Source organism: Acidobacteriota bacterium, assembly GCA_004299485.1.
Taxonomy (GTDB): Bacteria; Acidobacteriota; Terriglobia; order Terriglobales; family SCQP01; genus SCQP01.
Genome location: SCQP01000020.1, coordinates 1 through 18265, shown reverse-complemented (window position 1 = coordinate 18265; position 18265 = coordinate 1). Strand labels below are relative to the sequence as shown.

The following is an 18265-nucleotide window of genomic DNA, read 5'->3' as shown; positions in this document are numbered from 1 at the left end:
CTTTATGTTCCGTTTTGATCCACAGCTTTCCAGCGCGGTTACTGGTCCACTCTCCCCGGAAGCACTGGCCGCGCTTGACCACTACTGGCGTGCCGCCAATTACCTCACGGTCGGGCAGATCTACCTCCAGGACAATCCCCTGTTGCGCGAACCGCTGTGGCCGGAGCATATCAAGCCTCGCCTCTTGGGTCACTGGGGCACCTCGCCGGGATTGAACCTGATCTATGCCCACTTGAATCGTCTGATCCGTAAGCGCGAGCTGGATGCCATCTACCTTGCCGGCCCCGGCCATGGCGGCCCGGCGCTGCTCGCTAACGTCTACCTTGAAGGCACGTACAGCGAGATCTACCCTGCAATCGCACGGGATACAGCCGGTATGCTGCGCCTCTTCCGGCAGTTTTCCACTCCCGGAGGCGTGCCCAGCCACGTCAGCGTGCCCACGCCCGGTTCCATTCACGAAGGCGGCGAGTTAGGTTACGTGCTTGCGCACGCCTTTGGCGCCGTGCTCGACAATCCGGACTTGCTGGCCGTCGCGGTTGTGGGCGACGGCGAATCGGAAACCGGGCCGCTGGCCGGCTCCTGGAAGAGCGTGGACTTTCTCGACCCGGCGCGCGACGGCGCAGTTTTGCCGATCCTGCACCTGAACGGGTACAAGATTGCCAGCCCCACCATTTCCGGCCGCACACCCGATGCGCGGCTGTTCGCGCTGTTTGCGGGCTACGGCTACGAACCTCTGCTGGTCGCCGGTGATGAACCGGAGCCGGTGCATCAACGCCTGGCTGCAGCTTTGGATTATGCCGCCGACCGGCTCGCGGCGCTCCGCCGGGGCGAGCTGCACGGAGCGCAGCGGCGCTGGCCGATGATCCTGCTGCGCACGCCCAAAGGTTGGACGGGGCCGAAAGAATGGAACGGTGTGCCGATTGAGGGCACCTTCCGCGCCCATCAGGTGCCGCTCAAAGACGTACGTAGCAACCCGGCACAACTGGCCGCGCTGGAGACCTGGATGCGCTCCTACAAGCCGGAGGAACTCTTCGATGGCAAGGGCGCACCACAGCCCGCTATCACTGCCTGGGCGCCACAAGGCGACCGCCGCATGGGTGCTAATCCTCACGCGAACGGGGGCAAGCTCCTGCACGCGCTGCAGCTTCCCGATTGGCATGCGCAGGCGCTGCCGGTGCCACAGCCGGCGCGTGAGCACCACGAATCCACGCGCCAACTGGGCCGCTGGCTGCGCGAGCTGGTACGCGCCAATACCACAAATTTTCTACTGACCTGCCCGGATGAGCTGGCCTCCAACCGTCTCGATGACGTGCTGACGGCCACCGGCCGCCGCTGGGCGCTGACACGATTGCCATTCGACGACCACCTCGACGCGGAAGGACGCGTGTTCGAAGTCCTCAGCGAACATCTCTGCGAAGGCTGGCTTGAAGGCTATTTGCTGACCGGGCGTCACGGCCTGTTTGCCACGTACGAGGCCTTCGCCATGATTGCCGCCTCCATGCTGGTGCAGCACACGAAGTGGCTCGAAGCCTCCCTGGCGCTGCCTTGGCGCGCGCCGGTGGCTCCGCTCAACCTGTTGCTCACCTCGACCTGCTGGCGGCAGGATCACAACGGTTTCAGCCATCAGGGTCCCGGTCTGATTGACGTGCTGCTCAGCAAGCGCGGCACGGTTGCCCGCATTTACTTTCCACCTGACGCCAATTCGCTGCTGGCCCTGGCGCAACGCTGCTTCACGGAACGCAACACCGTGAATCTCCTGGTGATCGACAAACAGCCGCAACTGCAATGGCTTGATGCCGCCGCAGCCGAGGCACACGCCGCCGCCGGCGCCAGCGCCTGGGACTGGGCAAGCACGCCCGAGGCCGAACAAGTCGATGTCGTCCTCGCCGCCTGCGGCGATGTGCCGACACTGGAGACCGTCGCCGCCGCCTGGTGGCTGCGCCACTATGCCCCGGAGCTGCGGCTGCGTGTGGTCAACATATGCGATCTGATGTGCCTGTTCACCCCGGACGTGCATCCCCACGGTCTGAGCGAGGAGCGCTTTGCTGAGCTTTTCACCGCCTCGAAGCACGTCATCTTTGCCTTCCATGGCTATCAGCGTGCCGTCCATTCGGTGTTGCACGGACGTCCGCACGCCGACCGTTTTCACGTGCGCGGCTTCGTCGAACAGGGCACCACCACCACGCCCTTTGACATGGTGGCGTTGAACCACATGAGCCGCTTCGACCTCGCTGCCGAGGCTCTACGGCGCGCATATCCGGAAGGCGCGCGGCGGGACGCGCTGGTCCGTCAGTGCGAACAGGCCATCCGGGACGCGGTGGCTTATGCCGGAATCCATTTTGAGGACGCACCCGAAATTCGGAACTGGACATGGACCGAGCCGGTGCCCCTAAGCGGCGCGCCCGAACTGGCGGCGTAACTCCGGCTTCGCGGCCTGCAGAATGCGCTGCCGCGACACAGGCAGATTGCGGCCGGCGCGATTGATGTAAAAGTTCAGCATGGACATAGCGGACTGCAGGGGCGTGCCCTTGCGCCGGGAGCTGGCCAGCGCCGAACGTTGCAGAGAGGCCGCAATTGCCCGCGGCGTATTGAGTTTGAACACGCCCGGCTCCAGGTCCAGCGCATTGCTGTTGCGCGTAACTTCCTGCGACCAATACTTCCGTTTTTGCGGCTTCGCCACGGTAATCCCACCCTGTGGGCCGCGCGGCCTCGCCGCGCTGGATGCCCGCGATGGATCGTTAGATGGCGCCAAGCACTTCGGCTGCTGCCCGCTGTCCGCTGGCGACCGCGCCGCCCACGGTGGCATGGTGACCGCTATTGTCCGTCGCCTCACCGGCAAAAAACAGGGATTGCGAGAGCGGCTGGGCGAGGGCGGCGTGGGCATCGGCGCCGCCGACGCAAGCGTAGCTGTAGGCGCCGCGCGACCAGGGATCGGCTTGCCAGTCGTGCGTGTGGACTTCAATCAGATTGCGATCGAGGAAACGCCGCGACACGCGCAATAGTCCCGCCAGGCTGTCCAGCGCCCGCGCGCCGATCTCCGTTTGCGTCATTCCGGCAAGGGCGGCCGCGTGCGGTCCTCCGGCCCAACCAGTAATCTGCTCCGCGTGCGGATCCTTCCACCAGGTCGGAAAGGCTCCGGGGCCGCCAAACAGGAAGCGCAAGTCCGCCAGCGAGCCGCCGGTCGCTCCCCGGATGTCCCTCCAGATGCGGCTCTCCAACCGCAGCACCGCGCGCACCGCGCCGCCCATCGCCAGGGCCTCGAGCGCGGCGCGCTTGCTCGTCAGCGGCGGCACAAACGTCACCTCGTTGCGCTGCAAAATGCTGAGCGGCAGCGTAATGATCGCTGCCCGGGCGGCGATTTCCTGTGCCGGTGTGGCTACGACCACCGATCCCGGCCCCCAGGCGATCCGGCGCACAGGGCTGGCCAATTGGATCTCGCCCGCAGCGTGCAGCCGCCCGAGCCACTGTGAGTAGCCACCGCGCGGCCGCCGCGGCTGACCCCACTCCCCATCCGCCGCGAACTCCCGCTGCAGCGACGTAACGCTGATGCGGGCGGGATCCGCTGCCTCGTAGCCTTCAATGAAAGCCAGTGCCCGCGTGCGTGCCTCTTCCGGCAGGTCCCGGCAGTGATCGTTCAGAAATTCGGCGAACGACTGATCCGGCCCGCGAGCTGCCTCCAGGCGCTTGGACACTTCATCGGCGCCCTCGGCCAATTGGCCTACAGGAACCAGCTCGCCGTCGACTACCGACCAGTCCTGTCCTTCCGCTGTCGCTGCGGCTTCCGGTTCAGTAACGCCGCCGTGGATAAATTCCGCGCCCAGCTCGACAGGCGCCGGCCAGCCATGGGGCTTGATCGTCCAGATACGGCCGCCCACGCGCTCGCGCGCCTCGAGCAGCAGTGCATCGCAGCCGGCTTCCCTCAGCTTCTGGAACGCCGCCAGTCCTGCCGCCCCCGCGCCCACCACGATCACGCCAAACATTAGTGGGGCACCGTTGCCTTGCTGGTTAACACTTTCGTCGTGACCCGGAACTGGCGATAGTCGCTGCAGGTCTCATCCATCAGCAGATTGAATTGCTTGACGAGGAGAAACCGCGCCACGATGTGCCCGCTAAGGCTCTTTTCGAACCAGTGTCCATCCACGTACTGGTTGGTGATGGTGAGAAAGCTGTTCGGTTCAATCCGCGCCAGCACCCATCCCACGCTCACCGTCTGGAGAATACGGATAAACACCTGCGATGTGGCAAAGCTGCCCTTGCTGACCCACACGGTTGCCGCCACACGTTGCAGCAGCTTCAGATGCTTGTCACGCGGATGGTAGCCGGCTCGGGGCGTCAGCGTCACGGCATAGCAGTAGCACCCGGCCGGCGCCTGCTCCTGCGCAAACGCCACGTCAAACGCATCCGGGATCGCCTCGAGCAGCTCCTGTCTCTCTTTGTGCTCTTCCGCCTGTTCCGCGAGCGCCTTCGCGTGCGCCTGCGGTCCGCTGTGCTTGCGGATAAATGCGGCTGCTTTGCGCGCCTGCTTTGCCGCGTCCTCCGGTGAGAGCGGCTTACCCTTGCGGGCAATCACTTCGTCATATTCAACGCCGTCCACCTCGGAAACGGCCTCGGTTTCATCAGATCGCACGTTCGGTGGTTGGCCATCCTTGCCCGGCGATGAGATAATGTCGCGTTCGTGGTAAGCATAGTTTTCGAGCGCCGCATCATCTTGCAGGGCGCGCGCCGCGGCGCGCTGGATAACTTGATAGGCCGAAAGCTGCTCCGGCGCCTGCGCCGCCAGTGACCCTGAAGCCAGGGCCACCGCGAAAGCGGTCAGCAGGACTGGATGCCGCATTCCTCATGCTAGCATTGGCGCGTGCAGGTCACATGACTGACCTATTTGGGTGGATGTGTATCCACCTTAGAATCGATAGTCAGCGCTGACGATTGATTCATCTGTGCGCTCAAACGGCGCCGAAGTCTGCCATGCCGCCCTCGGCTTCGGATCCATGCCCGGCACCGGCGGCAGACCAAAGAGGGCGTCCGTAAGCGTCAGCCGGAAGCGTTGACCGGCGCGCAGCGTCAGCACCAGGTCGATGCCCGCAGGAGTCAAGCCGTGATAGGCAAATCCCCAGACGATGCCATCGGCCGGATAGCGCTTGCTGGGCGGATCCAGCCGGACGGCCTCGCCGTTGAGCACCGCCCCCAGCGGGATCATGCCCGGTTGCAACTCCACCGAAAGCGTCTCGGCCCCACGCAGCGAGGCGAAGTGCAACCAGAGCGTGCGGAAACCGTGCGCGGCCGTATCACTCTCGATCTGGGCCGTGGGCGGCGGCAATGGCAGTGCGGGCGCGGAGGCTGTCAGCATGCGACCGTCGCGCGCCGGACGAGCGCCGAGGAATTGCGCCGTGAAGGTATCCGGCGCAGGATCGTAGCTCACCCATCGCGCCGTCGCTTGCGTTCCCTTCCAGTGCTCGCGATAGACGATGCTATCCGGCTGCGCCCGCTGCGCGGCAAGCCCATTGCGTGCCAAACCGGCGACGCCCAGCCCCATGCACAGCGCCAGCGCCGCTGCGGTCAGCTTCCAACCCAGCCGGACCAGATAGGGTGACAGCGCAATCAGAACGAGCGCGAACACCGCCAGTCCAGCACCCGCCTGCGCCCAAGGCAGCAGCATCAGGAACATCCAGGTCAGCGGCGCCAGCAAAAGCGCCAGCGGCAGCGCTCCCAGCCCCAACAGGCCGCCTTGACGGAAAGCCGCGCGCTCACCGGCTCCGGGCGCGAAGAAGATTACAATCCAGGCGGCGAGCAGCGCCAGCAATGGCCACAAGAATCCGAACGCGCCGCCCGGCAGCGCCTCCGCCAATGCGACCGCGCTCACCAGCAACCATAGCAACGCACCCAAGCCTAGGCCAGCGGCGCGCACCCGCCGGCCGAAGACGTTGTAGATCACTGATGCCACCAGCAGCGCCCACGCCAGAATCGCCAACCCAAGCAGCACGGGGCGATAGGGCTGGCCTTGCGGAATCCAGCGCCAGCCCGGATGCAGCCACTGCAGCAGCGTCCAGACGCCAGCCCCGGACACGGCACAGGCGAGCAGCACCAGCAGACCAATACCGGCGCCCGCCAACAAACTGCCGCCGCTTACGGCCTTGCGCGTAATGCCCACAATGCAGGCGGCGATGAACAGCAAGATCGCCAGCAGCGCAAAGGCGTTCATCTGGTTGAATGAGTAGGTCACCAGCGCGTGACCGACGGGAGCAAAATAGGCGCGGTCGTGCCCGCGCGGATGGTTCAGGTCAGCGTTGCCCAGCGTACGCGCCATCGCCAGCATGGCATGCCCCTGGTTCTGCAGCGTGCGCAAACTGAGATTGGCGGGCGAGTCGAGCGGCGAATGGTAATAGTCGAACCCGCCGGTGTAGGCGAAGTTCAAGCCAGCCAGTCCGGCGTGCTTAAAGACCGAAAGATCGGTGTCGTTGGGTAGGCGCTGGTAAATAGCGTACATGAGCGAGCTGGCGTTGGCGCCGGTATGGGCGGCGGCAAATTCATGCACCAGCCAGCTATTGCCCCGGCTGGTCTCGAACATGTAGCTCGGACCGGCGTTGCCGCGTCCCTCGAAGTTCACCACCACGCCCACGCGCGGCCGCAACGGGTCGTGGGCCACAAAGCGCGCCGCGCCCAGCATGCCGGCTTCCTCGCCATCACTGAAAAGCGCGATCACGTCGTGCCGCAGCGGTGAGCCGGCACGCAACGCCCGCAGAGTCTCCAGCATCGCGGCCACATTGGCGCCATCATCGCCCGCGCCCGGGCCGCGCGGCACGGAATCATAATGCGCCACCAGCATCACCGCTTTGCCCGCAGGCTCGGTGCCAGGCAGCACTGCGGTGATGTTTTCCACATAACCGGCATCGAAATGGGGACCTTGCAGCGGCAAATATGACGTGCCCGCGTGCACCGTCCCTTGCAGCCCGAGGTCGCGCAGTTGCGCCAGGATGCCGTCACGCACTGCATCATGCGCCGCCGTACCCAGAGAATGCGGGGCGCGATCCCAACTCTGCAGCAGCGCCAGTGTCCGTGCGGCGGAAAACTCGCGTGCCGGCGCATCGGCCGTCTCGGGGCGCGGCGGTGCTTGCAGCAAAATCTGCAAGGCCGCGACCAGCACCAGCGCAATCAGGCAGCCGGCGGCTGCCCAGCGGTCCGCGGTGGGGGACAGTCGCATAGGCCGGATTGTACACTGGTCAAATGCGGCTTGGCTCGATTGCGCTCTTCGCGGCGCTGCTCTTGGCGGCACAGCCCTTGCACGCGCAGATGTCGATGGAAACGCATGATCACTCCTCGACCGATCGCTTCCTCAGCTATCTCCTGCAACATGGCGGCTCCGGCACCAGCGCCGAGCCCGCTTCGACGCCGCTGGCCATGCTCATGACCTCCTCTGGCGGCTGGATGTTTATGCTCCACGGCCTGGCATTCGCTACCGATCAGCAGCAGAGCGGACCGCGTGGCTATGACAAGTTTTTCTCGACGAACTGGATCATGGGCATGGCCTCCCGGCGATTGGGCCAGGGCCAACTCACCCTGCGCGCCATGTTCAGCCTCGAGCCCGCGACCATTACCGGGCGGCGGTATCCCCTGCTCTTGCAGACCGGCGAAACCGCTTTCGGAAACCCGATCGTCGATGCCCAGCACCCGCACAACTTCTTCATGGAGATCGCCGCGCTCTACGACCGCAAGCTCGGCGATCACACGCTGCTGAGTTTCTATGCCGCACCCATGGGCGATCCCGCCATTGGTCCCACGGCCTTTCCGCATCGCGCTTCGGCCGCTGATGATCCGATCGCTCCGCTCGGCCATCACCTCGAAGACTCCACGCATATTGCCGCCGACGTCCTTACCGCTGGTCTGGCCTACCGCTTCGTTCGCCTCGAAGGCTCGGCCTTTCACGGCCGCGAACCCAATGAAAACCGCTGGGCCATCCAGTCCGGCGCGCTTGATTCCTATTCCTGGCGCTTGACCGCGAGTCCGGCGCCCGACTGGAGCGGACAGTTTTCATGGGCGCACATTCACAGCCCCGAAGCGCTGCAGCCGCAGGAAGATCAAATCCGCATGACCGCGAGCGTGATGTACAACCGCAAACTCTCTTCGGGCAACTGGGCGAACACGATCCTTTGGGGCCGCACGCGTGGCGTGGGCGGCAGCAACGTTCTGAATGGGTATCTACTGGAATCAACTCTCGACCGCGCCCCCAACCACTTTTGGACACGGGTCGAAAACGTGGACCGCAGCGATGATCTGCTGCTGGGCGGCGTGCCCCAGCCTCCGGGCTTTGCCGAGCGCTTTCTCGCCCGCGTGCAGGCCTTCAGCTTCGGCTACGGCCACAACCTACCCTCACCCGCCTGGCTTACGACCATGCTGGGGGCCCAATGGACGCTGTATCGCACGCCTGATTCATTACGCCCGATCTACGGCGCCCATCCGCAGGGCGTGGCCGCTTTCCTGCGCTTCCGGTTGGGCGAGTGACTCAGCGCCCGCCGGCGATAGCGCCGATGATCAGGAACGGTTCGCTTCCGTTGGCCACCGCCTCCGGCAGAAGCGCGTCGATCGCATCGTGCGACAAATCCTCGCCGCAAGCGTAATAACGCACATACGCCCGGCGCGTGCCGGTGTCGTGGTCGCGCACCGTGCCGCAGAGCATGGGATAGCGGGCTTCCAGCGCGTCCAGCACCCGTTGGGTAGTCACCGGCGCCGCCACCTCCAACTGCGCATCGCCGCTAAGGCCCGCCAGTACCCGCAGCGGGTGCGGTAACACCACGGTCACCATCGCTACGGAATCACCTGTGCTTCGACCGACAACACTGCGGGCAGGTCGTGCACAATCGCCTGCCAGCTCTCGCCGCCATCCGCCGAGCCGTACACCTGCCCGCCGGTCGTGCCGAAGTACACGCCGCAAGGATCCAGCTTGTCGACCGACATGGCGTCGCGCAGCACATTGACATAGCAATCGCGCTCGGGCAATCCGCGGCTTAGCTCCTGCCACTCGTTGCCGCCCGTGCGGCTGCGATACACGCGCAGTTTGCCCTCAAGCGGAAAGTGCTCGCTGTCGCTCTTGATGGGTACGACGTAGATCGTTTCCGGTTCGTGCGCATGCACGTCGATGACGAAGCCAAAATCAGTGGGCAGATTGCCGCTCACCTCACGCCAGTTGTCGCCGCCGTCGTCGGTGCGCATCACGTCCCAGTGTTTCTGCATGTAGAGCGTCTGCGGCCGTGCCGGATGCATGGTCACGTGATGGACGCAATGCCCGATCTCCGCGGTGGGATCCGGTAAGAAGTTGGAGCGTAACCCGCGGTTGATCGGCGTCCAGCTCGCACCGCCATCCAGCGAGCGGAAGGCGCCTGCGGCGGAAATGGCAACATAAATGCGCCGCGGATCGGCAGGATCAGCAATGATGGTGTGCAGGCACATGCCCCCCGCGCCCGGCATCCAGCGCGGCCCGGTGCCGTGGCCGCGCAGGCCCGCCAACTCCTGCCACGTCCTGCCGCCGTCGCGTGACTGAAACAGCGCCGCATCTTCGATGCCGGCATAGACCTGGTCCGGGTTGCCCGGCGCCGGCTCCAGATGCCACACCCGTTTGAACTCCCAGGGATGCTGCGTGCCGTCGTACCACTGGTGCGTGGTCAGCGGCTTGCCCGTCGCCTCCGAGGTGTCGTAGACGAATTTGTTGCTCTCGCCCTTCGGCATGCCGTTCGGCGCCTTGGCCTGCTCACCCGGCGGCGTGCCCGGCTGCAACCAACTCTTGCCGCCATCGTCGGAGCGCTGGATGATCTGGCCAAACCAGTCACTTACCTGGGAGGCATAGATCCGGTTGGGATCATCGGCGGAGCCTTTGAGGTGATACACCGGCCAGCCCGGAAAGTGCGGCCCGTCCACTCGCCAGTTCTTCCGCTTCGCATCCGCCGTTAAAATGAACGCGCCTTTACGCGTCCCAATCAGCAACCGCAGCGAGCTCATTCCGGAATTATATCCCGAGCGAGACTTTGGGAACCCGCCCCGCCTACTCGGTCCTAAATCTGCAGCAGGTGGATCGTGAAACCACGCTGGCTGCTGATTGCCCTCCTGCCACCGACTCTTGCCGCGGCACAGGAGCCGAACCCGCCCGGACGGTCGAGTTCAGCTCCGCGGTGGACCTCATTGAATGCTCTGCCTCGCCCGCGATTGCACCCGCCGTCGCCGCCCTACTGAACAATATCGTAAATGACGGGGTTGGGATCGTTAGGCATGACCAACACGCTGCGCGCGTGCGTTGGAGAGATGATGTAGGTAACGAAAGTGCCACTGGAACTGGTGACACGACCGTTGCTCGCCACCGTCAGAGTCCCGGATGCGGCAACCGGTGAGGGGATCGTGCCCCGCGAGAAGTCCTCCACGGTACCCGTGACATTTCCGGCGCTGTCGACCGTGATCACGCCGATCTCCAGCGTGTAGGGCTGAACGCCGCTGGTAGGAGTTACAGGCCCCGCCAAGGGCGCCTCCGTGCTCTCCACGAAGGTTCCCGCTAAGGATGCCTGCGTAAAGGGGCCTGTGGATTGTGCATAGAGCACCATCAGGTTGGCGGTGCCACTGAGGTTTACACCAAAGCCGCTATCGGGGCCGGTGAGATAGCCCGCCATGGTCTGGATGCCGGCGCCGGTGATGGTGAAGCGCCCGTTTGCGGCGGAGGTTATCGCATAACTGAGGCCCGTGCCGAAGGGCTGATTCAGCGCGACCGTGCCACCGTCATTGGTGTCCAGAGTGCCGCCGGTCACGGCGCTCACGCCATCAAACGTCACTAGGCCCAGGGCAATGTGTCCGGAACCCGTCGCGGTGGCTGACATGTTTGCGATCACCGCGTTGCCGCTGAGCGACGCCGTGCTGTATGGCCCACCCGTTTGCGCCTTCACCTCACCCGTCAGTGCCGGCAGTGCGGTCGTATTGGAGACAAACAGCACCGCTGTCTTAGCTGAAAGCACATAGAATCCCAGCGTGGTGCTCGTGCTCCCGGCGGTGGTCGTCACCGTGCCCCGGCCGTTGGCGTCAATGGCGGTCGCCGTGCCTGTAAAGGCTTGACTCGTGGTGGCCGTCCCTCCGTCATTTTCATCGAACAGGCCATTGCTGATGACGCCGTTGGCGGCGAGCGTGAGGCGGCCGGCCTCGACGAAGGTCGCGTCCGCGCCGCTCAGTTCATAGGCGTAACTGCCGTTGAAGGCGGTCAGGCTGAAGGCCGCGGAATTCTGCCGCCCCAGCCTGCCGGTCATGAGCGCGTGGCCATCGGTTTCAACCAGCGCGCCCGCAAGGGCCACACCGTTGCTCAAGCTGCCCGCTGCGATCGCAAAACTGTAGGAGGCGCCGCTGGCGTCGTGGAAGGCAAGCGTGCCTAGGCCATTGCTGCCAACCGTATAGGTTCCGCCGGTGATCGCCGTGGCAGCATGGTCGGTCACCATGCCGTTGACGTCGTATTCGCCTCCGGTGACAGTACCGCTGCCGTCGAGAGTAATGCTGCCGGCAATGGCGGACTGCTCGGTGGCCTCGGGATCCGAAGCCAGCAAAGCATACTGGCCCTTGAGTTCGCCGTCCAAGTTGGCGCCGGCGGCCGCGTTCACCGTCAGCGACAGCGCCTTCGTCGCCTTGGCCGGTGTCGCCGCGCTGTCGGTCACCTGCACAGTGAAGCTGGAGGTCCCGACCGTGGGGGGTGTGCCGCTGATGACACCACCCGGGGACAGCGTCAACCCTGATGGCAGCGTGCTGCCCGCGGCCAGGCTCCAGCTATAGGGCGCTGTGCCTCCGGTCGCCGCGAGCGTAGCCGAGTAGGCCGAGCCGGCAATCGCACCGGCAAGAGCAGTAGTGGCGATCGTCAGCGCCGTGGTGGCCCCGCTGATGGTCAGACTGAACGCGGCCGCAGCCGAACTCACCTTGGCCGCATCCGTCGCCGTCACCGAAAAATTCGATTTTCCAGCCTCCGTGGGCGTGCCCGAGACCACCCCTCCCGAGGTCAGACTCAGCCCCGCCGGGAGCGAGCCCGAGCTCACCGCCCAGGCCAGCGTGCCCGTCCCGCCGCTGGCGGCGAGCGTGGCACTGTAGGTCGTGCCGACGGTTCCATCGGGAAGCGAGGAGGTGGTTACCACCGGTGGCGGATTCACGGTGATGCTCACACTGGCGGATGCCGATGTGGAGGCCGCCGAGGTTGCGGTCACCTTGGCGGTCACGGCACTGCTGACGGTGGCCGGAGCCTGATACGTCGCCGTGGTACCGGTTTCATTCGCAAGCGTCCCGCCTCCGCTCACGGCCCAGGTCACTCCCTTATTCGATGAGTCATTACTGACAGTATCAATTAGTGCCACGCTCTGCCCCTGATCTATGGTCTGTGCCGCGCCCGGCGTCAGCGCCACTGCAACCGCCGGAGGCGGCTGCGGCTTGTTGATGGTGGAGCTGGAACTCCCGCCGCAGGCGGTGAAGCTTAAAACCAGCAAAAGAGCTCCTGCCCCAGCGGTACCACGCAAATTGGCAGATGTCAGGCACATCATCATGATCGGGATTCTCCTTAGCGCGAGACCCGGAACCTTATGGCGCCAATGGCCCCGCTGGCGAGAGTAGGCGCCTCCACCCCGGGGAAGCGCAAGCGTAAAGGCACGCAACGATTAACTTTGCGCACTAATTCGCGGGTTACAATTGGCTCACTATGGCGGAAGAGCGCCTGGAATCCTGGAAAGAGATCGCCGTCTATCTGCGCCGTCAGGTGCGCACCGTCCAGGGCTGGGAAACGCGCGAGGGCCTGCCGGTTCATCGCCTGCAGCACGCAAAGCTCGGTTCGGTGTTCGCATACAAGACCGAGCTGGATGCCTGGCTGGTGGCGCGCGCCGCTTGCGTGAAACGAGCTGCCCCAGCGGATGAGTCCCCGGAGCCATCCGGACTGCCACATTCACCCCGGCCGCGGCTACAGGCCTTCGTCTATGCCGGCTGCAGTGTCGCCGTCGTCGCCGCCGGCCTGCTCGGCTGGCGCTTCGCTCGCGCCAACGGGGTCAGCGCACGGCCGGTGCCGCTCGCGCAGCGCTACTTCGCCGCGGCCACTGGCATCCACGGCCACGTGCGCCTGCTGGCCGCGCCTGCGGCCAATCTGCTGGCGGTGAGCCCGGACGGCCGCAGACTGGTGGCGGCAAGTTGGAAGGGCGAAGTCGCGCTTCTGGACCCGCATTCGGGCGCCATTTTCCGTCAGTGGCGTCTCGCGCCGCCAATTTCCAGCCTCGTCGTTTCCCCCGATGGCCGCTGGGCCTATCTCATCTCCGGAAACTCTCGGCTGACCGAGATCGATCTCCACAGCGCACGCCTGCGCACGCTCGCACTCGAGGGCTCTACCGCAGGCCTGGCGCTTTCACCCGACGGCCGTTTCCTCTATGTTGCCTTTCCCTACGCCGGCATCGATCGCCTGGACACGCGCACGCTGGCGCGCACGCACTGGAATGTCAGTGCCTGCCCGCAATCGCTCGCTGCCTCACCCGACGGCCGGCGGCTCTTTGTCGGCTTCCAGTGCGGCGGCCCGGGTGGTTCGGATGGCCACGATGCCATTGGTGCTCTGGATGCCGCGACCGGCGTCCTGCTGAGCCATTTCGCGGGACCACCGCGCGTCGGCAGTCCGCTCGCGGTGTCTCCCGACGGCAATGAAATCTGGTCGAATAGCGGTGCTTGCGCCGCCCCGCAGTTCGATCATCGGGGCTGCCCATTTGTGCCGGCCTCGCTGCTCCAAGTCTTTACCGGTCCCGGCTTGCGCCTGCAGCATACCGTCGCCATTACCACGCGCGCTCCGCAGCCGCAGTTTGGCGCCCTCGCGTTCCTGCCCTTCGGCGAACGATTGCTCGATGGCAACTATCTGCTCTCCAGCACCCGCTACGCGCGCCTGGAAGTTCTGCCGTCCAGTTTCTCGAATGTTAGCGCCGCAGCCGTCACCCGCGACGGCGCGCATTTGTACCTCGCTATGGTCCACCAGGGCCGGACCACGATCGCCGACTTCACCCCCAACCCGGCCGCCTGCACCCCGCCGACGCAGGACCTGACGGATTGGTGGCCGGGCGACGGTAGCGCCGACGACGCCTGGGGCATGGTCAACGCCCGTCCCTCTGCTGCGGTTACCTACGAGCCGGGCCCCGTCGGCCAGGCCTTCGACCTCACCCAGCCCGGCGCTTACCTCACCCTCGGCGCCGACGGCGCCCTGGATTTCCGCCTCCACCGTTTCACGCTCGCGGCGTGGGTGAAATTCACCTCAGCCGGCGCGGCGCCTGTCCTCACCAAAGCGCGCGGCTGGTATATGGGCCGCGATGCTGCGGGGCTTTTTGAGTTCTGCCCCCAGGGTGTCAATCAACCCGGCTGCCTGCGCAGCCGCGTGACGCTGGCCTCCGGTGTGTGGCACCACATCGCCGTGACGGGTAATGACAGCGGTGCGCTTGCGCTCTTTGTCAACGCACATGCCGTCGCCGCCGCGCCCGCCGCGCCGCTTCAAGCCGCCTCCCGCTTGCCCGTCTATGCCGGCGCCGATTCCGCCCGGCATCAATTTTTGCGAGGCTCACTCGATGAACTCATGCTTTTCCGGCGTGCGCTGACGCCGGCGGAACTGCGTCAACTGGCGCGCATGCCTGCCTGTCTTGCCGCCGCGCCCGAACCGTAGCCAATGGATGCGCATGCGGATTTCCTTGCTGTACAGCCCCAGGCTGTTGCCCTGCGGCAGTGGCAGTACCGATCCGTTGTGCCGCGCTGGCGCCAGCCGGATGATGAGTCCGGCGCCTTTGGGAAAGGCGATATTCTGGCCGCACGCCACAAATCGCGAATAAATTGTGCGGGCGGAGCCGACGTAGCCCAGACCCACCGCCAGCGGCCGCAAGTGGCCGATCAGCATCGCCACGGCTGTGCCCCAGATGCGCAGTTGCGTTCCCGAGGCTGCGTTTAAAGTCCAGGCGTTGTCGGCATCGCCGGCGATGGCGCTGTTGAACAGTAGAATGCCGAGAGCCAGCTCGGGCGCCGCTTTGGCGCGGCCGTGGTCACGTTCCCCTCGCTGTCGAGCTTGAGCGGCTAGCGGCTGCTTGGCGGCTGCCCCTGCCAGACCCAACGGCCTTGGGCCGAGCCGGCGTTCCCGACGACATCGGCCCCAAGATCGCCTCGCTGCGCTCGGGTGACAATCACTGGGTCAATGCCCAGCGCATTGAAGTCTCCGGCGGCGCCGCGTTGTAATTTATTGGCCGCCGCCGCCGGCGGTTGAGATCAGCTTCACCTGCGTACCGCTGTGCAGAATCAGATTGCCCTGCGGCACGCTGAGCGTGCTACCGGCTCCGGCTTCAGCGCCGCTGCCGACCGAAATGCGGGGCATGGGCATCGGCATAGCCATGGTGCGCGTATTCGCGGCCGCGCCGAGCGCACCGCCCGCAGCCGCGCCCAGTCCTCCAACCGCGCCGCCGAGGTTCAGCCCGCCACCGGCTGCTCCGCTGGCCATCGGCGAGGGCGGCGCCATGACTGGCATGGGCGGCGGCATCATCGGCATAGGCTGCATCGCAGCCGCGCCCGCAGCCGCCTGCGTCACGCTCATGACCGCCAGGTGCACCGGCGTCGTTTCACCCTGGGCGGTGGTGGCCTGATCAAAGAGCACGCCAATACGCGAGGGCGAGTGCTCATCCTTGGCGGCCAGCACCGAAGTCACCCGGCCGCTTAGCCGTGTGCCTTTCGGCAGCACGACCTTGCCGTGTTCCTTCACCGCTGAAGTCGTGACCGCGCTAACCCGATCACCGACCTTCGCCTGCTGTGCATTCAAGCTGGATTGCAGCTTCGCGTTTACCCTGGTGCCCGCTGCCAGCTTCGCCTGGCTCTGCGCGAACGCCATCCCCGCTCCCAAGGCAACGACCAATAACAGTCTGACTGCTCGCATATCAGCCTCCTCTGTGCGCTTCTACTTGCAAGACACTGGCCAAAGCACAAACTACTGACAGCAAAGGGATTGCCCCATCACCCGCTGACAGGGACGGCACATTTTTCCCGTTCGCCGGGTATTCTGATGAGTGGAGTGGGATCCCGGTAGATACCTGCATTTCGCTGAGCCACGCACACGCGTGGTCCGCGACGTGGTGGCGCGGCTGCAGCGACATCTTGCGCCTGGGAGTGTTCGGCATGCCGTCGATCTAGGCTGCGGCCCGGGCAATAGTACTGCGGTGCTCGCCGAGACCTTTCCTGAAGCCGAGCTGAGCGGCCTCGACGAGTCGGAAACCATGCTGCAGGCCGCGCGCGCCGCGCACCCCGGCCTGCGCTTCGAGATCGGCGAGATCACCGCTTGGGCCGACGGACCCGCCGGCACGCACGACCTGGTCTTTTCCAATTCGGCGCTGCAATGGGCCGATGATCACGCCGTGCTGCTTCCCAAACTACTCCGGCGCGTTGCCCCCGGCGGCGTCCTGGCTTTTCAAGTCCCCGCCGGTGTGGACACTCCCGCTTGCGCTATCCCACGCACGCTCGCCGCCTCAGCCCTCTGGCGCGAGTGGTTCGGTGATAACCGCATCCGCCCCTGGCATTCCGAAAGTCTTGCGGTCTATCACGACGTGCTCGCGCCCCACGCCGCCGCGCTCGACCTCTGGGACACCGATTACGTCCAGATCGTCTCTGGCCCCGAGGCTATCCTCGACTGGTATCGCGGCAGCGGTCTGCGCGTCTATCTCCAGGCCCTGCCCGACGACGCCTCCCGCACCCGCTTCGAGCAAGCCTACCTCGCCGCCCTCCGCGCCGCCTACCCGCCCCGCGCCAACGGCTCGGTCCTCTTTCCCTTCCTCCGCCGCTTCGTCATCGCCCGAGGCAAGTGACGTAAATAAGGGCAAGGCGCGAATGAGGTCATTCGATTTTCAAATCGTGATCGAAAAAGAAATCGACGACCCCGGCTACCTGGCCTACTGCCCTGCCCTGCAGGGCTGCTTCAGCAACGGTGCAACCGGGCTCTTGATCAACAACGGGAGTTGGGGTGAGTGGAGGGATTCGAACCCTCGGCCACTGGAGCCACAATCCAGCGCTCTACCAAGCTGAGCTACACTCACCGCACGGGAGCGGCCGCGGAGCCGCGACCGATGCCAGTATAGCATCGCGGCGGGGCTGTGCTCTGCACGCTCACAGGTCGAATGGTGATAGCATCTCGACCTCCGCCGCCGCGCCTCGCGCGAGTCGAGCGTCCACGGTCAGCAACGGGCAGTGAATGAGCCGGGCCAGTGCGACATACTCCGCATCGTAGGTCTTCGCCCATCCCAAGCGCTCGGCGATCGCCCAGGCTTCCTGCCGGAGCTGCGCGTGGCTGTGTCGCGCGATGGGGGCACGCGCCACTGTGGCCCGCGCGGCCTCGGCGAGTTCAGCCGAAATCGCGCGCCGCCACAACATCGAATGGAGTGCGGAGGTGACTTCCGACCAAAGCAGTTCCGGCGCTACTGCCTGATGCCGGCGCAATCGCCCCAGCCCTTCCGGCACCATAACTGCGCCAATGACGAAACTGGCGTCGACCACGAGCATGACCTTTTAATGTTCCGATCTTTGCCGCCGCAATTCGGCAACCACATCGGGCATCGGCTCGCCTGTTACCGTTTTCCGCAGCCAGTCGGGAAGCGGAACAGTCCCGGAGGCTTCGGGAAGATCCGCCGGGTCAATAAAGTACTGCGTCCCGAGTTTGCGCGCACGCAGCCGCCCGCTCCTGACCCACCGCCGCACGGTCTCCGGATCACGGCCCAACCGCTTCGCCGCGGCAGGGATAGTTAACTCCATGCGTTGTAGTATACAACAGCATCATGTCAGGACCTCGGCACGAATTGCTGTCGCTCGCGCAATTCCGCGGCGTCGAGCTGATAGGCCTTCGCGTTTACCTTAGCCGCTAGCCGCGGTCCGCTATGGCAGCGAGCGGACGCGGGCGGTGAGGGTGGTGACGCCTTGCTGGAAGCGGGTGGCGAGTTCGGTGGGGACGACATGCACCAGGGCGCGGCTGCCCCAGAGCAGGTCGGGCGCCAGGCGCGACTGCTGCACCAGGCCGGGTTGGAACGGGTAGGCGATCATCACCGCCAGCACCGCCATGCAGAGCAGCACGCCACGGACCAGGCCGAGACCGGCGCCGAGCAATCGGTCGGGCAGCTTCAGGCCGACGGCGTGCATCGCGGTGCGAATCAGCCGGCCGATCACGGCCGCGGCGATCAGCACCAACACCAGAATCAGAATGAAGCCGCAAAAATGCGCCGCTTCGGGCACGCCAATCCAGTGG

16 protein-coding genes, 1 tRNA gene and 1 pseudogene are annotated in these 18265 nt (G+C 65.4%); 5 read left to right on the top strand and 13 right to left on the bottom strand.

The genetic code is table 11. The features are described 5' to 3' along the window. Positions 1–4: 4 nt before the first annotated feature. A complete protein-coding gene (locus tag EPN33_14485) occupies positions 5–2419 on the top strand; it encodes a phosphoketolase family protein (GenBank protein ID TAN20573.1) in 2415 nt (804 codons plus the stop codon). Here the strand turns inward: EPN33_14485 and EPN33_14480 are convergent. From EPN33_14480 to EPN33_14465, 4 genes are all read right to left on the bottom strand, one after another. Further along, entirely contained in the window at positions 2390–2806 is a 417-nt protein-coding gene (locus tag EPN33_14480) for a DUF3175 domain-containing protein (GenBank protein TAN20572.1), read from the bottom strand. The two genes, EPN33_14485 and EPN33_14480, sit on opposite strands and share 30 nt — an antisense overlap. Beyond that, positions 2739–3980 (bottom strand): FAD-dependent oxidoreductase, encoded by a 1242-nt coding sequence (locus EPN33_14475; GenBank protein TAN20571.1) that lies wholly within the window; start codon positions 3978–3980, stop codon positions 2739–2741. Before EPN33_14475 ends, EPN33_14480 begins: the two co-directional genes overlap by 68 nt. Then, entirely contained in the window at positions 3980–4834 is an 855-nt protein-coding gene (locus EPN33_14470) for a hypothetical protein (protein TAN20570.1), read from the bottom strand. The genes EPN33_14475 and EPN33_14470 overlap by 1 nt, the downstream gene beginning before the upstream one ends. A gap of 66 nt (positions 4835–4900) precedes the next feature. Beyond that, complete coding sequence (locus EPN33_14465; GenBank protein ID TAN20569.1) at positions 4901–7198, bottom strand: M20/M25/M40 family metallo-hydrolase; 2298 nt, start codon at positions 7196–7198, stop codon at positions 4901–4903. Between the two features lie 23 nt (positions 7199–7221). On the opposite strand from EPN33_14465, the gene EPN33_14460 reads away from it, so the two are divergent. After that, entirely contained in the window at positions 7222–8496 is a 1275-nt protein-coding gene (locus EPN33_14460) for a hypothetical protein (GenBank protein TAN20568.1), read from the top strand. A 1-nt stretch (position 8497) separates the two neighbouring features. On the opposite strand, the gene EPN33_14455 is transcribed toward EPN33_14460, so the two are convergent. From EPN33_14455 to EPN33_14445, 3 genes are all read right to left on the bottom strand, one after another. Next, complete coding sequence (locus tag EPN33_14455) at positions 8498–8797, bottom strand: hypothetical protein (protein ID TAN20567.1); 300 nt, start codon at positions 8795–8797, stop codon at positions 8498–8500. 2 nt (positions 8798–8799) lie between these two features. After that, the gene (locus tag EPN33_14450) at positions 8800–9987 is read right to left on the bottom strand and encodes an exo-alpha-sialidase (protein TAN20566.1); all 1188 of its coding nucleotides are present in this window, start codon (positions 9985–9987) and stop codon (positions 8800–8802) included. A 224-nt stretch (positions 9988–10211) separates the two neighbouring features. Beyond that, the gene (locus EPN33_14445; protein ID TAN20565.1) at positions 10212–12539 is read right to left on the bottom strand and encodes a hypothetical protein; all 2328 of its coding nucleotides are present in this window, start codon (positions 12537–12539) and stop codon (positions 10212–10214) included. A 152-nt stretch (positions 12540–12691) separates the two neighbouring features. Between EPN33_14445 and EPN33_14440 the strand changes: the two genes are divergently transcribed. Beyond that, positions 12692–14668, top strand: coding sequence for a hypothetical protein (locus EPN33_14440; GenBank protein ID TAN20564.1), 1977 nt, complete (start codon positions 12692–12694; stop codon positions 14666–14668). Here the strand turns inward: EPN33_14440 and EPN33_14435 are convergent. Further along, positions 14567–15106 (bottom strand): hypothetical protein, encoded by a 540-nt coding sequence (locus EPN33_14435; protein TAN20563.1) that lies wholly within the window; start codon positions 15104–15106, stop codon positions 14567–14569. The genes EPN33_14440 and EPN33_14435 overlap by 102 nt on opposite strands. On the opposite strand from EPN33_14435, the pseudogene EPN33_14430 reads away from it, so the two are divergent. Continuing rightward, positions 15106–15228, top strand: a pseudogene (locus tag EPN33_14430) (3-oxoacyl-ACP reductase). The gene EPN33_14435 and the pseudogene EPN33_14430 overlap by 1 nt on opposite strands. Before the next feature lies 1 nt (position 15229). On the opposite strand, the gene EPN33_14425 reads toward EPN33_14430, so the two are convergent. Beyond that, complete coding sequence (locus tag EPN33_14425) at positions 15230–15916, bottom strand: hypothetical protein (protein ID TAN20562.1); 687 nt, start codon at positions 15914–15916, stop codon at positions 15230–15232. A gap of 130 nt (positions 15917–16046) precedes the next feature. Here EPN33_14425 and EPN33_14420 point away from each other — a divergent pair, with 130 nt between their 5' ends. Further along, positions 16047–16838 (top strand): methyltransferase domain-containing protein, encoded by a 792-nt coding sequence (locus EPN33_14420; GenBank protein TAN20561.1) that lies wholly within the window; start codon positions 16047–16049, stop codon positions 16836–16838. Between the two features lie 151 nt (positions 16839–16989). Here EPN33_14420 and EPN33_14415 read toward each other — a convergent pair. From EPN33_14415 to EPN33_14400, 4 genes are all read right to left on the bottom strand, one after another. Then, positions 16990–17066: transfer RNA gene (locus EPN33_14415), tRNA-His, on the bottom strand. A 70-nt stretch (positions 17067–17136) separates the two neighbouring features. Continuing rightward, the gene (locus tag EPN33_14410; GenBank protein TAN20560.1) at positions 17137–17529 is read right to left on the bottom strand and encodes a PIN domain-containing protein; all 393 of its coding nucleotides are present in this window, start codon (positions 17527–17529) and stop codon (positions 17137–17139) included. 6 nt (positions 17530–17535) lie between these two features. Next, positions 17536–17778, bottom strand: coding sequence for a DNA-binding protein (locus EPN33_14405; GenBank protein TAN20559.1), 243 nt, complete (start codon positions 17776–17778; stop codon positions 17536–17538). A 120-nt stretch (positions 17779–17898) separates the two neighbouring features. Continuing rightward, positions 17899–18265 (bottom strand): CvpA family protein (locus EPN33_14400; GenBank protein ID TAN20558.1); only part of this gene is annotated, 367 nt, incomplete at its 5' end.

Excerpts from the sequence above, each read along its gene's own strand:
- EPN33_14485 (TAN20573.1), top strand. The coding sequence starts at position 5 with ATGTTCCGTTTTGATCCACAGCTTTCCAGCGCGGTTACTGGTCCACTC.
- EPN33_14480 (TAN20572.1), bottom strand. The coding sequence starts at position 2,806 with ATGCCACCGTGGGCGGCGCGGTCGCCAGCGGACAGCGGGCAGCAGCCG.
- EPN33_14475 (TAN20571.1), bottom strand. The coding sequence starts at position 3,980 with ATGTTTGGCGTGATCGTGGTGGGCGCGGGGGCGGCAGGACTGGCGGCG.
- EPN33_14470 (TAN20570.1), bottom strand. The coding sequence starts at position 4,834 with ATGCGGCATCCAGTCCTGCTGACCGCTTTCGCGGTGGCCCTGGCTTCA.
- EPN33_14465 (TAN20569.1), bottom strand. The coding sequence starts at position 7,198 with ATGCGACTGTCCCCCACCGCGGACCGCTGGGCAGCCGCCGGCTGCCTG.
- EPN33_14460 (TAN20568.1), top strand. The coding sequence starts at position 7,222 with ATGCGGCTTGGCTCGATTGCGCTCTTCGCGGCGCTGCTCTTGGCGGCA.
- EPN33_14455 (TAN20567.1), bottom strand. The coding sequence starts at position 8,797 with ATGGTGACCGTGGTGTTACCGCACCCGCTGCGGGTACTGGCGGGCCTT.
- EPN33_14450 (TAN20566.1), bottom strand. The coding sequence starts at position 9,987 with ATGAGCTCGCTGCGGTTGCTGATTGGGACGCGTAAAGGCGCGTTCATT.
- EPN33_14445 (TAN20565.1), bottom strand. The coding sequence starts at position 12,539 with ATGATGATGTGCCTGACATCTGCCAATTTGCGTGGTACCGCTGGGGCA.
- EPN33_14440 (TAN20564.1), top strand. The coding sequence starts at position 12,692 with ATGGCGGAAGAGCGCCTGGAATCCTGGAAAGAGATCGCCGTCTATCTG.
- EPN33_14425 (TAN20562.1), bottom strand. The coding sequence starts at position 15,916 with ATGCGAGCAGTCAGACTGTTATTGGTCGTTGCCTTGGGAGCGGGGATG.
- EPN33_14410 (TAN20560.1), bottom strand. The coding sequence starts at position 17,529 with ATGCTCGTGGTCGACGCCAGTTTCGTCATTGGCGCAGTTATGGTGCCG.
- EPN33_14405 (TAN20559.1), bottom strand. The coding sequence starts at position 17,778 with ATGGAGTTAACTATCCCTGCCGCGGCGAAGCGGTTGGGCCGTGATCCG.